At 76.3% G+C, this 15,407-nt stretch carries 6 protein-coding genes; all 6 read left to right on the top strand.

Annotated features, from left to right (window positions below):
* Positions 1-397: 397 nt before the first annotated feature.
* Genes K7I03_RS33215 through K7I03_RS33240 form a run of 6 tightly spaced genes read left to right on the top strand, consistent with a single transcriptional unit; the run spans position 398 to position 15,386 of the window.
* The gene (locus tag K7I03_RS33215; RefSeq protein ID WP_185943038.1) at positions 398-7,387 is read left to right on the top strand and encodes a type I polyketide synthase; all 6,990 of its coding nucleotides are present in this window, start codon (positions 398-400) and stop codon (positions 7,385-7,387) included.
* 29 nt (positions 7,388-7,416) lie between these two features.
* The gene (locus tag K7I03_RS33220) at positions 7,417-12,006 is read left to right on the top strand and encodes a type I polyketide synthase (protein WP_224347355.1); all 4,590 of its coding nucleotides are present in this window, start codon (positions 7,417-7,419) and stop codon (positions 12,004-12,006) included.
* Complete coding sequence (locus tag K7I03_RS33225; RefSeq protein ID WP_185943037.1) at positions 12,003-12,323, top strand: acyl carrier protein; 321 nt, start codon at positions 12,003-12,005, stop codon at positions 12,321-12,323. The genes K7I03_RS33220 and K7I03_RS33225 overlap by 4 nt, the downstream gene beginning before the upstream one ends.
* A complete protein-coding gene (locus K7I03_RS33230; protein WP_185943036.1) occupies positions 12,320-13,108 on the top strand; it encodes an alpha/beta fold hydrolase in 789 nt (262 codons plus the stop codon). The genes K7I03_RS33225 and K7I03_RS33230 overlap by 4 nt, the downstream gene beginning before the upstream one ends.
* Complete coding sequence (locus tag K7I03_RS33235) at positions 13,105-14,325, top strand: glycosyltransferase (protein ID WP_185943035.1); 1,221 nt, start codon at positions 13,105-13,107, stop codon at positions 14,323-14,325. Before K7I03_RS33230 ends, K7I03_RS33235 begins: the two co-directional genes overlap by 4 nt.
* Positions 14,322-15,386 carry a class I SAM-dependent methyltransferase gene (locus K7I03_RS33240; protein WP_185943034.1) on the top strand — a complete coding sequence of 355 codons (1,065 nt, stop codon included), beginning with the start codon at positions 14,322-14,324 and terminating at the stop codon, positions 15,384-15,386. Before K7I03_RS33235 ends, K7I03_RS33240 begins: the two co-directional genes overlap by 4 nt.
* Positions 15,387-15,407 lie beyond the last annotated feature (21 nt).

A 15,407-nucleotide genomic window follows, 5' to 3' on the forward strand; every position in this document is an offset into this window, starting at 1 on the left:
GGCGACTTCGGACGCGTCGCGGGCGCCGGACGGGCAGGGTCCCCGGGGCCGGCTGCAGGGGGGCGGCGAGCGGGGGCGTTCGGGGGGAACCCGATGGTGTCGATGCCGGCCGGCCGAGACGTCGACGTGGTTACGGGAAGGGGCCATCGGCCCGCATGAGGATGAGGTATTGAGGTCCGTTGTCAAGCGGAATATGATGCGCGAGCGCTGACAGATTCCCGTGTGTGCAACTGTGCGCCCTGCGACCCGACTTGATCCGCCGGTCGCGGGCGTGGAAGGTTGATCCGGAACGTTTGCTGCCGAGGCGCAAGCAACTGCGGAGGCGCGAGTGAGCGTCCTGCCTCCGGCTCCTCCGGCATGGTCCAGGTTCCAGAGTCCCTCGTGGGGAGCCGTCTTCGTGGTGCAGACAACCGTGATCGGTGTCAGTCCTTTCGGGGAGGCCGACCCGCGACTCGTCGCGGCCGTCCGCAGAGCCGGCGGACTCGGCGTCCTCGACCTCGGCGACGGGGGCAGGCACGCCCGCGAAGCCCTCGCGCTCGTTCGTCGTTGGACCGGCGGCGATTTCGGCGTACGCGTCGCGGAGGGCTGCGCGCTCTCCCCGGACGAACTCCGCGACCGGCACGCCCCGGGACCGCACACCGTCCTCCTCGCCCCCGGCGCCCGCCCGCCCGTGGGCTGGGGTCCCGGCGTCACCGTCCTGGCCGAGGCCGGCTCCCGCGCCGAAGCCCGGGCAGCGGTACGGGCGGGGGCGGCCGGCATCGTCGCGCGCGGCAGCGAGTGCGGGGGGCCGGCCGGTGACCTGTCCACCTACGTGCTGCTGCAACAGCTGCTCGCCGACCCCGAGTCGGACGTCCCCGTCTGGGCGTGCGGCGGCGTCGGGCCCAACACCGCCGCGGCGGCCGTGCTCGCCGGCGCCGCCGGCGTCGTCCTCGACGTACAGCTCGCGCTGCTGGCGGAAGCGGCCACCCCGCCCGCGCTCGCCCGCCTGCTGCGCACGGCGGACGGCACCGGCACGGTCCACGCCGACGGGCGGCGCCTGCTGGACCGGGAACGGCCGGGCCTCCCCGCAGAGCTACGGGAACGCCCCGTCCCGCTCGGGCAGGACGCCTTCCTCGCCCGCCGTTTCGCCCGGGACCACCGCACGGTGGGCGACGCGGTACGGGCCGTCCGCGAGGGCGTCGAGCAGGCCTTCCGGGCCCCCGGCGCCGCCGACGCGCTCCGTCCGGGATCCGCCATGTGCCGCTCGCTCGGCACCGAACTACCCGTAGCCCAGGGGCCGATGACGCGGGTCAGCGACCAGGCGCGCTTCGCCGCGGCCGTCGCGGAGAGCGGTGGACTCCCGTTCCTCGCGCTGGCCCTCTCCGGCCCCGAGCGGACGAGGTCCCTCCTGGAGGAGACCAGGGACGTGCTCGCCGGGCGGCCCTGGGGCGTCGGCATCCTGGGCTTCGCGCCGGACGAGGTGCGCCGCGCCCAGCTCGACGCCGTCCGCGAACTCCGGCCCACCCACGCCGTCCTCGCCGGCGGCCGCCCCGCCCAGGCCGCCGCCCTGGAAGCCCACGGCGTCCGAACGTTCCTGCAGACCCCGACGCCCGGGCTGCTCGGGCAGTTCCTCGACGCGGGGGCCCGGCGCTTCGTCTTCGAGGGCGCCGAGTGCGGCGGCCACGTCGGCCCCAGCAATTCCTTCCCGCTCTGGGAGGCCCAACTCGACGTCCTCGAACGGTTCCTCGACGACCGCCACCGGCGGGAGCCGGACGAACCACCGGGAATCGAGGTGTTGTTCGCCGGCGGGATCCACGACGAGCGCTCGGCGGCCATGGTCGCGGCCTTGTCCGCCGGGCTCACCCGGCGCGGTGCCGCCGTCGGCGTCCTGATGGGCACCGCGTACCTCTTCACCCGCGAGGCGGTGGAGTGCGGCGCGGTCCGGCCGGGTTTCCAGCACACCGTGCTCGCCGCGGAGAGCACCGTCCTGCTGGACACCGCCCCCGGACACGTCACCCGCTGCGTACCCAGCCCGTTCACCGACACCTACCGCAGGCGCCAGGAGGAGCTGCGCCGGCAGGGCGTTCGCGGGCGAGAGGCGTGGGAGCGGCTGGAACGGCTCAACCTGGGACGGCTGCGCATCGCCGCCAAGGGGGTCGAGCGCGTGGCCGACGAACTTCGCCCGGTGGACGAGGAACGGCAGCTCGACGAGGGCATGTTCATGGCCGGGGAGGTCGCGGTGCTCCGCGACGCCACCACGACCGTGGCCGCACTGCACCGCGCCGTGACGGACCGGGCGGCCGCCTTCTACGAGCGGCGCGCCGCACCGGCGGCCGGCGTCGCGCCCTCCCGCACCACCCCGGCCCCCGCGCCGCCGCTCGACGTCGCGATCGTCGGCATGGCCGGCATGTTCCCCGGAGCCCCCGACCTGTCCGCCTTCTGGGCCCAGGTGCTCGCCGGCACGGACGCGGTGACCGAAGTGCCCGAGAGCCGCTGGGACCCGGCCCTCCACCACGGCCCGGAAGCGCCCGCGCACGACACCTCGGCCTCCCGGTGGGGCGGCTTCCTGCCGGGCATCCCCTTCGACCCACTGCGCTTCGGCATCCCGCCGGCCTCACTCGCGTCCGTCGAGCCCGTGCAGCTGCTCGCCTTGGAGGCGGCCCGGCGCGCCCTCGCCGACGCGGGTTACGAGCGGCGCGACTTCCCGCGCGCACGCACCGCGGTGATCTTCGGGGCCGAGGCGGGCAGCGACCTCTCGAACGCGACCGCGCTGCGCACCGTCCTGCCCTCCTACCTGGGCGGGCCGCTCCCTGAGGACCTGGCGGAGCAGCTGCCCGTCCTCACCGAGGACTCCTTCCCCGGGATGCTCGCGAACGTCATCTCCGGCCGGATCGCCAACCGCCTGGACCTCGGCGGGGCCAACTACACCGTGGATGCCGCCTGCGCCTCCTCGCTGGCCGCCCTCGACGCCGCCTGCAAGGAGCTGACGACGGGCACGGCGGACCTCGTCCTGTGCGGCGGCGCCGACCTGCACAACGGCATCAACGACTACGTCCTCTTCTCGTCCGTGCACGCGCTGTCCCCCACCGGTCGCTGCAGGACCTTCGACGCCGAAGCGGACGGCATCGCCCTGGGCGAGGGCATCGCCTGCGTGGTGCTCAAACGGCTGGCCGACGCGCGGCGCGACGGCGACCGGATCTACGCCGTCGTCAAGGGCGTCGGTTCCTCCAGCGACGGACGCTCCCGCGGCCTGACCGCGCCACGGCCGGAGGGCCAGCGCACGGCGCTGGAGCGGGCCTACGCCCAGGCCCGGATCGCACCGGCGCAGGTCGGCCTGGTCGAGGCGCACGGCACGGGCACGGTGGTCGGCGACCGTACCGAACTCGACGTGCTCACCGAGGTGTTCCGGGAATCCGGGGCCGAACCGGGCGGGTGTGTGATCGGTTCGGTGAAGTCGCAGATCGGCCACACCAAGTGCGCGGCCGGCCTCGCCGGCCTGATCAAGACGGCCCTGGCGCTGTACACCGGGGTGCGCCCGCCGACCCTGCACGTCCGGCGGCCCAACCCGGCGTGGCGTCCGGAGAACAGCCCGTTCGTCTTCCACCGACGGGCCCTGCCGTGGGCCGTGCCGCCCGGCGAACGGGTGGGCGGTGTGAGCGCCTTCGGCTTCGGCGGGACCAACTTCCATGTGGTGCTGCGCGGTTGCGAAGACGACGCGCCCCCGCGCCAGGCCGCCGACGCCTGGCCGGCCGAGCTCTTCCTGTTCCGCGGCGAGGCGGCGATCGAGGAGCTGCTGCGGCTGGCGGGGATGGGGTCGGAGGCGGGGTGGGAGGCCGGCGCGGACGGATCGGGCGCGGCTCGTTGGCGGCCCTGGCGCCTTCGCGACCTGGCGCGCGCGGCGGCGCGCCGGGCCGCGGACCCGGCCGCCGGGCCGGTCACCGCGGCCGTGGTCGCCGCCGACCTCGCCGAACTCCCCGGCCTGCTCAGGGCCGCGCTGGCGGGCCGCGCGGCGCCGGGCGTCTTCACCGCCGGGGAGGAGCGCGAAGCGCTCGCGTCCGCGGCCGGGGGAAACGCTTTCATGCCGGGGGCCGATGGGGACGGCCGTGCTTCCGGGGGCGAGTGCGACGCCCTCACTCCCGGTGCCGAAGGGAACGGACGCGCACCCGAGGCCGAGTGCAACACCCTCACCCCCCGGGCCGAGGCGTGCACCCCCAAGCCCACCGCCGGACGTCCGGCCGGCAAGCTCGCCTTCCTCTTCCCGGGCCAGGGCAGCCAGCGGCCCGGCATGCTGGCCGACTTGTTCACGGCCTTCCCGGAGACGCACGAGCGCCTGCGCCGCGCCCCGGTCGCCGCGATGTTCCCGCCGGCCGCGTTCGACCCGGCCGAGCGGGACGCGCAGCGGGCCCGGCTCGCCGACACCCGGCGGGCCCAGCCCGCCCTCGGCGCCACCTGCCTGGCCGTCCACGACGTGCTGTCGACGCTCGGCGTCCGGCCCGACATGGCGGCCGGCCACTCCTACGGGGAACTCGTGGCGCTCTGCGTGGCCGACGCGTTCCCCGCCGCCGACCTGCCGGAGCTGAGCGAGCTGCGCGCCGAGGCGATGCTGAGCGCGGCCGGGGGCGAGCCGGGCGCCATGGCCGCCGTCACGGCGGGGGCGGACGCGGTCGAAGCCGTACTGGCCGGGGCCGGGCTCCTCGGCGACGTGGTGGTCGCGGGCCGCAACTCCCCGTCCCAGACGACGATTTCGGGCCCCAGCCTGGCGGTGCGCCGGGGAACGGCGGCACTGGAGGACGCCGGATTCGGCGTGCGGCCGCTCGACGTGGCGTGCGCCTTCCACAGCCCGATGATGGCCGGCGCGGCGGAGACCTTCGCCGAAGCGCTCGCCTCCCGCCCGCTGCGGGCACCGGAGATCCCGGTGTGGTCCGGGCTGACGGCCACCCGTCACCCGGCCGACCCCGCGGAGCTGCGGTCCCGCCTCGCCGGGCAGATCACGGCGCCGGTGCGCTTCGCCGAGCAGATCGAGGCGATGTACGAGGCCGGGGCCCGGGTCTTCGTCGAGGCCGGCCCGGGCACCGTCCTCACCGGCCTGGTGCGTGCCACCCTCGGCGACCGGCCGCACCTCGCCGTCCCCTTCGAGCCGCACCCCGAGGCCGGGCTGCGCGGCCACCTGGAGACGCTGGCCCGGCTGGCGGTCTCAGGAGGCGTGCACATCGACGCGGAAGCGCTGTTCGCGGGCCGGGACGCGGTGGAGGCCGAGCCCGGGCGGACGCCGGAGCGCCCCGGCTGGATCGTGGACGGGCACCTGGTCCGCACCGCGGACGGCGGGCCGGTCCCCGGAGGGATGCGGCCGGCCCGGCGGATCGCACCGCCGGCACCGGCCCCGGGCGGTGCCGGCGCGCACGGGGCCGGAGGTGCCGACCGCGCGGTCCTTCTCCAGGACTTCCTGCGGGGCGGCCGGGAGCTGATCGCGGCACAGCGCGACGTCCTGCTGACGTACTTCGGCGGGACGGAGGCCGTCCCGCCGCAGGCTCCGGCGGAGCCGCTGCCGGGACTGCTGCCGGAGCCGGCCGCCGTCCCCGCGGCGAGAACGGCGGCCGAGGCGGCGGCCCTCCCGGCCGAGGACGCCGAGCCCGACCTGCTGGCCACGGTGCTGTCGGTCATCAGCGAACGGACCGGCTACCCCGTGGAGATGCTCGACCCCGGGCTCGACCTCGAAGCCGACCTGAGCGTGGACTCCATCAAGCGGACGGAGATCGCGGGCGAACTGGCGAGACGGCTGGCCGGCACGGGGGCGCGGATCCCGGACGACGCGGACCTGGAGGCCCTGACCCGGGCCCGGACCGCGGAGTCGATCGTCGCGTGGATGGGCGCGCACACGGGCGGCCCGGCGGCGGAGACCCTCGCCCCGGGACCGGGCCAGGACCAGGAGCCGGACGGCACGGCGGCGCCGGAACCGGCCGGCGTCGCGCCCCGGCGGTACGTCCCCTGCCGCGTGGCCCTGGACGACACCCCGCCGCCGGACGAGCCCCCGGACCTGCGGGGCATCCGCGTCCTCGTGCTCGGCGGCGGCGACGCGACCGCCCGGGCGCTCCTCGCCCGGCTCGGGGAGATGGGAGCGCACGCCACCCGTTCCGACGACGCACCCGGGCCGTTGGGCGCGGTGATCCTGCTGGACGGGTCCGCCGGGGAGGGCGCCGGGCCCGTGCTGCCGGGCGCCTTCCCCCTCCTGAAGGAGCTGCTGGGACGCGGGCCCCGCCACCTGCTGTGCGTACGGTGGGCCGAGGACGGCGACCGGGCCGACGGGCTGGGCGGCTTCCTCCGTACCGCCGCCCGCGAGTATCCGGACACGGTCGCCCGCCTGGTGACCCTGCCCGGCGGGCCGGACACCGGCGGGACGGCGGCCGCGATCGTCGCGGAACTCCTCGCCCCCGACCGGGAACCCGTCGTCGTCCGCACCGACGACGGCCGGCGGTTCGGCACCGAGCCGCGGGAGGCCCCGCTGGGCCCGCTGCTCACGGACGACGCGTCCACGGCCGAGCGGGCGGCGACGGCGCTCGGGCTCGGCCCGCAGTCCGTCCTGCTGTTCGCGGGCGGGGCGCGCGGCATCGCGGCGCGCGTCGCCGTCGCCCTCGCGGCGGCCGCCCGCTGCCGGATCGAACTGCTCGGCCGCACCGCCCTGTCCGACGCCCCCGAGCCGCCCGGCATCGCGGGGGTCACCGGGCGCGCCGCCCTGCGGACCGCGCTCGCCGGGCTCGACGGGCTCCGGCCCGCGGAGATCGACCGGCAGGCCGGCCTCGTCCTGGCCCGCCGCGAGATCGAGGCGACCCTCGCCGCGATCCGCACGTCCGGCGGCGCGGCCGGATACCGCTCCGTCGACCTGCGGGACGCGGAGGCCGTCGAGCAGACGGTCAAGGAGATCCACGCCCGGCACGGACGCGTCGACGGCCTCGTGCACGCCGCCGGCGTCATCGAGGACAGACTCATCGCCGACAAGGACCCGGCCTCCTTCACCCGCGTCCACGACACCAAGGCGGAGAGCGCCCGCACGCTCTTCGCCGCGCTGCGCCGGCTCCCCGAACCTCCGTGCTTCACCGTGCTGTTCGGATCCGTCGCGGCGGTGCACGGCAACCGGGGCCAGGCGGACTACGCCGCCGCCAACGACGCCCTCGCCGCCCAGGGCCGGGCGTGGCACCGCGCCACGGGCGCGCGGACGGTGACCGTCCACTGGGGGCCGTGGGCCCCGGACGGCTCGCACGGCGGGATGGTCGGCCCGGAACTCGCCCGGGAGTACGCCCGGCGCGGCATCGGCCTGATCGACCCGAGGGAGGGAACGCTCGCCCTGCTGCGGGAGCTGACCTGGGGCGACGACGCCACGTGCGAGGTCGTCCACGCCGCTCCGGGGTGGTGACGGTGGACCGCGGCCGCTCCGGGAACCCCGTGCAGGAACCGGTGGCCGTCACCGGCATGGCGGTCGTGCTGCCCGGCGCGGACGACCTGGACCGCTACTGGCGCAACCTCCGCACCGGCGTGGACGCCGTCACCGAGGTGCCGCCGGGGCGCTGGGACGAGGAGGAGTACCGCTCCGGTGCCGTCTACTGCCGGCGCGGCGGCTTCGTCGACGACCGGCTCGCCGGCTTCGACCCCGCCGCCTTCGGCATCATGCCGGGCTCCGTCCCGGCCACCGAGCCCGACCAGCTGATCGCCCTGCGGACGGCCGCCGCCGCGATCGCCGACGCGGGCGGGCTCGCCGCGGTGGATCCCGCACGGGTCGGAGTGGTGCTGGGCCGCGGCGGCTACCTTACGCCCGGGCTGGCCCGGCTCGACCAACGCGTCCGCACCGCAGGCCAGTTGGTCCGTACGATGCGGGAGCTGCTGCCCGAGCTCGGCGCGGAGCGGCTGGCCCGGGTCCGTACCGCCTTCGAGGAGGCCCTCGGGCCGGACAGCCCCGAGGCCGTCATCGGCCTGGTCCCCAACTTCGCCGCCTCGCGCGTCGCCAACCGGCTCGACCTGCGCGGCCCCGCCTACACGGTCGACGCGGCCTGCGCCTCGTCCCTGCTGGCGGTCGCCCAGGCCGTGGGCGAGCTGACCGCCGGACGCTGCGACGTGATGCTCGCCGGAGGCGTGCACCACTGCCACGACGTGACGCTGTGGTCGGTGTTCGCCCGGCTCGGGGCCCTCTCCCCGAGCCAGCGGATCCGCCCCTTCCACCGGGACGCGGACGGCGTGCTGATGGGCGAGGGCACCGCCGTGCTCGTCCTCAAGCGGCTGGCCGACGCCGTCCGGGCCGGCGACCGGGTGTACGCGGTGGTCCGGGGCACCGGCGTGGCCGGCGACGGGCGTGCCGCCGCCCTGGTGAACCCGGACCCGGACGGTCAGACGCGGGCGGTCCGGCTCGCCTGGGAGGCGGCCGGCCTGGATCCCGCCGCGCCCGGCGCGATCGGGCTGCTCGAAGCGCACGGCACCGGAACGCCCAACGGGGACGCGGCCGAAATCACCACGTTGCGACGGGTGTTCGGCACTCCGCGTGAACCGGACGCGGTCATCGGCTCGGTCAAGTCGATGATCGGCCACACCATGCCCGCGGCGGGCGCCGCCGGCCTGGTCAAGGCCGCTCTCGCGCTCCACCACCGCGTGCTGCCGCCCACCCTGCACTGCGACGACCCCCACCCCGGGCTGCTCGCCACCCGCTTCCGCCCGTCCCCGGTGGCCCGCCCCTGGGAGGCCGGTCCCGAGACCGACGTGCGTCGGGCGGGGGTGAACGCCTTCGGCTTCGGCGGCATCAACGCCCATGTGGTGCTGGAGGAGTTCCGCCCGTCGGTGGGGAAGAGGCGTTCCGCGTCCGCGGGGCTCCGGGTCGACGAGCCCGAACCGGTCCTGCGGCTCGCGGCGGACTCGGCGGAGGGGCTGCGCGCGCTGCTCGACAGCGAGGACGCCCGGCTGCGTGCCGCGACGGACGCCGGCACCGGAGGCGTCCGGCTGGCCGTGGCCGGGCCCGGAACCGACCGTCTCGCCCTCGCCCGTAAAGTGGTCGCCCGCGGCACGGCCTGGGGAGGCCGCCGCGAGGTGTGGTTCGCGCCCAGGCCGCTGCTCGGGCCGGCCGGCGGCCGTACCGCCTTCCTCTTCCCCGGCCTGGAGGCCGGTTTCACCCCGCAGGGCGAGGACGTCGCCCGCCACTTCGGGCTGCCCCGCCCCACCTGGCAGCAGGCCCGCGTCGGCGCCGTGGCCGAACACGGCGCCGCCGTCGTCGACCTCGGCCGGCTCCTCGCCACCGCGCTCCGCCGCTGCGGCATCACCCCCGACGCCCTGGCCGGGCACAGCGTGGGGGAGTGGACCGCCATGGCCGTCGGCGGAATCTTCGCCGACAAGGAAGTCGACGCCTTCCTGAGGGACTTCGACCCCCTGACGCTGCGGGTCCCCGACCTGGTCTTCACGGCCTTCGGAGCGCCCGCCGAGCAGGTGGAGGCGGCCATGTCCGGGATCCGCGGCGTGGCCCTCTCCCACGACAACGCCCCGCACCAGTCCGTGGCCTGCGGCCCCGCGGCCCAGGTGGAGAAGGTCGCGGAACGGCTGGGCCGCGCGGGTGTGCTCGGCCGTACGCTGCCCTTCGCGTCCGGCTTCCACACGCCCATGCTGATGCCCTATCTCGGGCCGATCCGGGAGGCGATGCGGCGCTTCGCCCTGCACCGCCCCTCGGTGCCGGTCTGGTCGGGCACCACCTGCGCACCGTTCCCCGCGCAGGAGGCCGAAATCCGTGAGGTGACGGTACGTCACCTTGTGGAACCGGTCCGATTCCGCGGCCTGGTCGCATCCCTCCACACGGCCGGGTTCCGGGCCTTCGTCCAGGCGGGCCAGGGCCAGTTGCCCGCCCTCGTCGACGACATCCTCGCCGACCGCGAGCACCTGGCGGTCACCGTCGGAAGCACCGACGGCGACGGCCTTGGTCCGCTGCGCCGGGCGGCGGCCGGTCTGTGGGCGTACGGGGCGGAACCCGACCTCGCCGCCCTGGCCCCCGGGGCGGGCCGCTCCGCCGGCACCGTCCCGCTGCCGCCCACGGCACCGGCCCACCCGGGCGTACGGCTCGGCCTGGACGCCGGGCCGGTCCGTCTCGAACCGGCCACCAGGGACCGGCTGCGGACGGAACTGCGCGCCGCCCTCACCGGTGCGAGAGCGCCCGGTACCGGTCAGCTCGACGCCGCCGCACGGCGGTTCCCGGAGGCAGCCGAGCTGCGCGCCCTGCTGACCGAGACGGCCGGCACGGCCGCGGCCCTCTTCGCGGCGCACTCCACTCGCGGCGCGGCCGCGCAGTCCTCCGCCCCCGGCACGCCGGCGCCGGTGGCCGGTCCGGAGTCCGAGGGCGCGACCGGAGACCCCGCCCCCGGCCCGGCCGGGGCGGCCCCCCGGTGGCCGGAAGAGGCCCCGTCCGCCGCGGCCGCCCCCGGCGCGGCGTTGCCGCCTCCCGCGCGGACCACCACGCTCAGAGTGGCCCTCGACACCATGCCCTACCTCACCGACCACTGCTTCTACCACCAGCGGCCGGACTGGCCCGACATCGGCGACCGCTGGCCCGTCGTCCCCGCGACGACCATGATCCGGCACATGACCGACGCGGCGGCCGCGTCCGGCGCCGGTGTCACGGTCGCCGTCCGCGGCGCCCGCTTCCTCGCCTGGCTGGTCGCCGAGCCCGCCGTCGACGTGACCATGACCGTCCGGAGCGTCCCCGGACGCCCGGGCCGCCACACCGTGGACTTCGGCCCGTACGCGCGCGCCGAGACCGAAACGGCGCCTCGGTACCCGGCGCCGCCGGCCCGCTGGAGCGTGCCGGCCGGCGAGGAGGCGCCCACCGTGTCCGCCCGGCGCATGTACGACCAGCGCTGGATGTTCCACGGTCCGCTCTTCCAGGGCGTCACCGCGGTCACCGGACTCGGCGCACGGCACGTCCGGGGCGTGCTCACCGTTCCGCCCGCGCCCGGTGCGCTCCTCGACAGCGCCGGACAGCTCCTCGGCTACTGGCTGATGGCCACCCGTTCCGACCGCACGGTGGTCCTGCCGGTCGGGATCCGCGAGATCCGTTTCCACGGCCCCGAACCCGCCACCGGCGAGCGCCTCGACTGCCACGTCCGCATCACCGACCTCACCGAGACCCGGCTGGCGGCGGACGTCCAGCTCAGCCGGCGCGGAACCGTCCGGTGCGAGATCACCGGCTGGGAGGACCGCCGGTTCGACTCGCCGGCCGCCGCCGACGCCATCCGGCGCAGGCCCGGGGACAGCACCCTCGCCCGGATTCAGCCCGGCGGCTGGCACCTGGTCTTCGAGCACTGGCCCGACCCTGCCTCCCGTGACCTGGCGATGCGCAACCTGCTGGGCGGTGCCGAACGCGACGCCTACGCGGCCCGCCCGGCGCGCGGCAGAGCGCAGTGGCTGCTCGGCCGGATCGCCGCCAAGGACGCCGTACGCCACCACCTGTGGCGGCACGGCGCGGGCCCCGTCTTCCCCGCGGAGATCCGGGTGCGCAACGACGACACCGGCCGGCCGTACGCGGAAGGGGTGCACGGCCGCGAACTGCCGCTCCTCGACCTGTCGCTCGCCCACTGCGCGGAAGCCGCGGTCGCCCTGGCCCGCCCGTCGGACGCCGCGCCCACGGGCACCGGCCCCGGCATTGGCCCCGGCGTCGGCATCGACATCGAGGAGATCACCGAGCGGCCGGCGGCCACCCGCGACGCGGTCCTGGCCCCCGGGGAACTCCCGCTCCACGACCGCCTCGGCGGTGACGCGCGCGCCCTCACCCGCTTCTGGACGGCCAAGGAGGCCGCGGCCAAGGCCGAGGGCACCGGTCTGCACGGCAGGCCGCGCGACTTCCGCGTCACCGCCGCGGACGGGGACCGGATGACGGTCCGCACGCCCTCCGGCCGTACCCACTCCGTGTCCCTCGCCGAGGTCGGCAACCCGGCGGGCCTGCCGCCCCGCCGCTACGTCGTCGCCTGGACCGAGGACGCCCACCGGCAGCACCACGAGGAGAGTCCCTCATGACCACCACCCCCACGCCCGACGCCGTCACCCCCCTCCCCGGGACCGACGAGAGCGCCGTCCTCGCCGAGCTCACGGAGGCCCTGCACGCCGTCATCCCCGAACTCGCGCTGGAGAGCACGCCCGTCACCATGGAGACCCGCTTCGTCGAGGACCTCGACCTGGAGTCCATCGACCTGGTCACCCTCACCGCCGAACTGGGGCGCCGCTACGGCGACCGGGTCGACTTCCCGGCCTTCTTCGCCTCCCTCGAACTCACCGAGGTCATCGAGCTCTCCGCCGGGCGGCTGGTCCGGTACGTCGCAGGGCGTACGAGGTGACGACGGCCCGCCGCCCGCGCCTCAACGTCGCCCGCGTCGGACCACCCGGCGGGACCACCGCCGTCCTGGTCCACGGCATCGCCACCGACAACCTGACCAGCTACTACTTCACCGTGGCCGCGGCGCTCGCCGAGGCCGGACACGACGTGGTGATGTACGACCAGCGTGGCCACGGCCGCAGCGAACGCCCCGCCGCCGGCTACCGGCTGGAGGACTTCACGGGCGACCTCGCCGCCCTCGTCGACGGCCTGGACACCACCGGTCCCGTCCACCTGGTCGGGAACTCCTTCGGCGGCACCGTCGCCTTCGACTACGCCCTGAGCCACCCCGACCGCGTCGCCGGCCTCGTCGTCGTGGAGTCCGAGCCGCCCACCGCGGCCTGGGCCGCGAAGATGAGCGGCATCCTCGCGGACTCCGCGGGCAGCCTCCACGACGCGCGCGCCCTGCCCTGGATCGAGCGGAACTACGGCCGGCACTCGGCCCGGCTGGTCCGCCAGGCCCGCCCGCTGCTGCGGGAGACGACGATCGCCGCCGACATCGCGGCCAGCCGGATCCCCACCGAGGAACGCTGGCGGGAGCTCGACCTGCCCGTCCTCGCGGTGTACGGCAGCACCTCCGACCTCGCCGGCACGGCACCGTGGCTGGAGTCCCTGCTCCCCGACTGCCGCACCCACCGGATCGCGGGCCACGGCCACTCCGTCCTCGTGAACGCCCCCCGGGCCGTCGGGACGCTCCTGCTCGACTGGATCCGCGACGGTCACCGGGCGAAGGCGGCGCGCGTATGAGGCGGCCGAGGCGATTCCTCTTCGTCGTGCCGCCGCTCGTCGGACACGTCAACCCGGCCGTCGCGGTGGCCACCGAACTCACCCGGCGCGGACACCGGGTCGCCTGGGCCGGTCTCCCCGGGCCCGTCGGGGACCTGGCCGGACCCGGCGCCGAGATCCACCCCTGTGACGCACCCCGCGACCTCCACCGGCCGCCCGATCTGCGCGGGGCCGCCGCACTGCGCTTCCTGTGGCAGGACTTCCTCGTCCCGCTCGCCACGGCGATGGCGCCCGGGGTCGAACGGGCGGCCGCCGTCTTCCGCCCGGACGTGATCGTCGCCGACCAGCAGGCACTTGTCGGCGCCCTGACGGCCGAGCGGCTCGGCATCCCCTACGCGACCTCCGCCACCACCTCCGCCGAGTTCTCCGCCGTCCTCGCCGGAATGCCGAAGGTGGCGGAATGGATCCACGGACTGCTGGCCGGACTGCGCGCCACGCTCGGCGACCCGGCACGCACCCACGACCTCCGCTTCTCGCCCGACCTCGTCCTCGCCTTCACCACCACCGCCCTGGCGGACGGGTGCGCCGCGCCCCCGCAGACCCGCTTCGTGGGGCCCGCCCTCGCCCGGCGGTCCGACACGGCGCCCTTCCCCTGGGAGCGGCTCGACCCGGCACGGCACACCGTCCTGGTGTCCCTCGGCACCGCCAACACCGACCTCGGCGGCCGGTTCCTCACCGAGTGCGCGGCGGCCGTACGGGACCGCTCGCCGCGCCTCCAGGCCGTCGTCGCCGACCCGGGCGGGGCGCTCGCCGGCACCTCGGACGACACGGTGCTGGCCGTGCCGAGCATGCCGCAACTCGCCCTGCTGCGGCGGGCGTCGGCGGTCGTCTGCCACGCCGGGCACAACACCGTCGCGGAGTCCCTGCTGCACGGGGTGCCCCTGGTCGTCGCCCCCATCCGGGACGACCAGCCCGTGATCGCCGCACAGGTCACCGCGGCCGGTGCCGGGATCCGGATCCGGTTCGGCCGCGGCGACCGCCAGGTGATCGGCGCCGCACTGGACGCCGTGCTCACCGAGCCCGGGTACCGCGCGGCCGCCCACCGCGTCCGGGACTCCTTCCGCGCCGCGGGAGGCGCCGCCGCGGCCGCCACGCACCTCGAAGAGGCCGCCGTACGTTGGGCGGAAGCCGAGCCCACCCCTGCCCCCACCCGACGAGGAGAACCGGGAAGACCATGAACCGGACCCAGGAGGTAGACCGGCTCCGTGCCGATTACCAACGTGAACTCGCCCTCGGCACCGACCGCTTCCACGAACCGAGACGCACCACCTGCCCCTGGTGCGGCTCCTCCCGCCTGCGCACCCGCCTGCGCACCGTCGACCTGCTCCAGCACAAGCCCGGCACCTTCGTGGTCGACCAGTGCCGCGCCTGCTCCCACTCCTTCCAGAACCCCCGGCTCACGCCCGAGGGACTGGACTTCTACTACCGGGACTTCTACGACGGCCTGGGAGCCGAGCAGGCGGCGTGGATCTTCGACAGCAAGGGCAGCCGCAGGCGCTACCTCGCCAGTGCCCGCGCCCTCCTCCCGTTCGGCACGCCCCGCCGCTGGCTGGACGTCGGCACCGGGCACGGGCACTTCCCGCGGACGGCCGCGACGGTCCATCCGGCCACCGACTTCGACGGCCTCGACGTCGGCGAAGGAGTCAAGGAGGCCCGGCGCCAGGGCCGGATCGCCGAGGCGCACCGCGGCCTCCTCACCGAGCTCGCCCCCAAGCTGGAGGGCACGTACGACACGGTGAGCATGTTCCACTACCTGGAGCACACCACCGACCCGCGCGCGGAACTGACCGCCGCCCGTACGGCCCTCGCCCCCGGCGGGCACCTGATCGTCGAGGTCCCGGACCCGGAGTGCCTGGCGAGCGCGGTCCTGGGCCGCTGGTGGTTCCCGTACTTCCAGCCCCAGCACCTGCACCTCATGCCGCTCGCCAACCTCCGCCGCGAGCTGGGAGCACTCGGCTACACCGTCGTCGCCGTCGAACGACAGGAACCGCACATCCCGTTCGACTTCACCGGCGCCGCGCTCCTCGCCCTCGCGCACGCCCTGCCGCCCGCCGACGACCCCTGGCGCGCCACCCCGCCCAGCAATCTCCAGCGGAGGGCCCGTACGGCCCTGTTCTGGTCGGCCGTGCCCGTGCTGGCCGGTGTGTACGGCGCGGAACAGCTGCTCGCGCCGCTCCTCCGCCGGACGCGGCTCTCCAACGCGTACCGCGTCGTGGCACGCGCCGGGGCCGCGGCCTGACCGGCCGGGTCCCGCTACGCG

The sequence above is a fragment of the Streptomyces mobaraensis genome (genome assembly GCF_020099395.1).
Classification (GTDB): Bacteria; Actinomycetota; Actinomycetes; order Streptomycetales; family Streptomycetaceae; genus Streptomyces.

What these genes read in the sequence shown, in the direction of transcription:
- K7I03_RS33225 (WP_185943037.1), top strand. Translation starts at nt 12,003, where the DNA reads ATGACCACCACCCCCACGCCCGACGCCGTCACCCCCCTCCCCGGGACC.
- K7I03_RS33235 (WP_185943035.1), top strand. Translation starts at nt 13,105, where the DNA reads ATGAGGCGGCCGAGGCGATTCCTCTTCGTCGTGCCGCCGCTCGTCGGA.
- K7I03_RS33240 (WP_185943034.1), top strand. Translation starts at nt 14,322, where the DNA reads ATGAACCGGACCCAGGAGGTAGACCGGCTCCGTGCCGATTACCAACGT.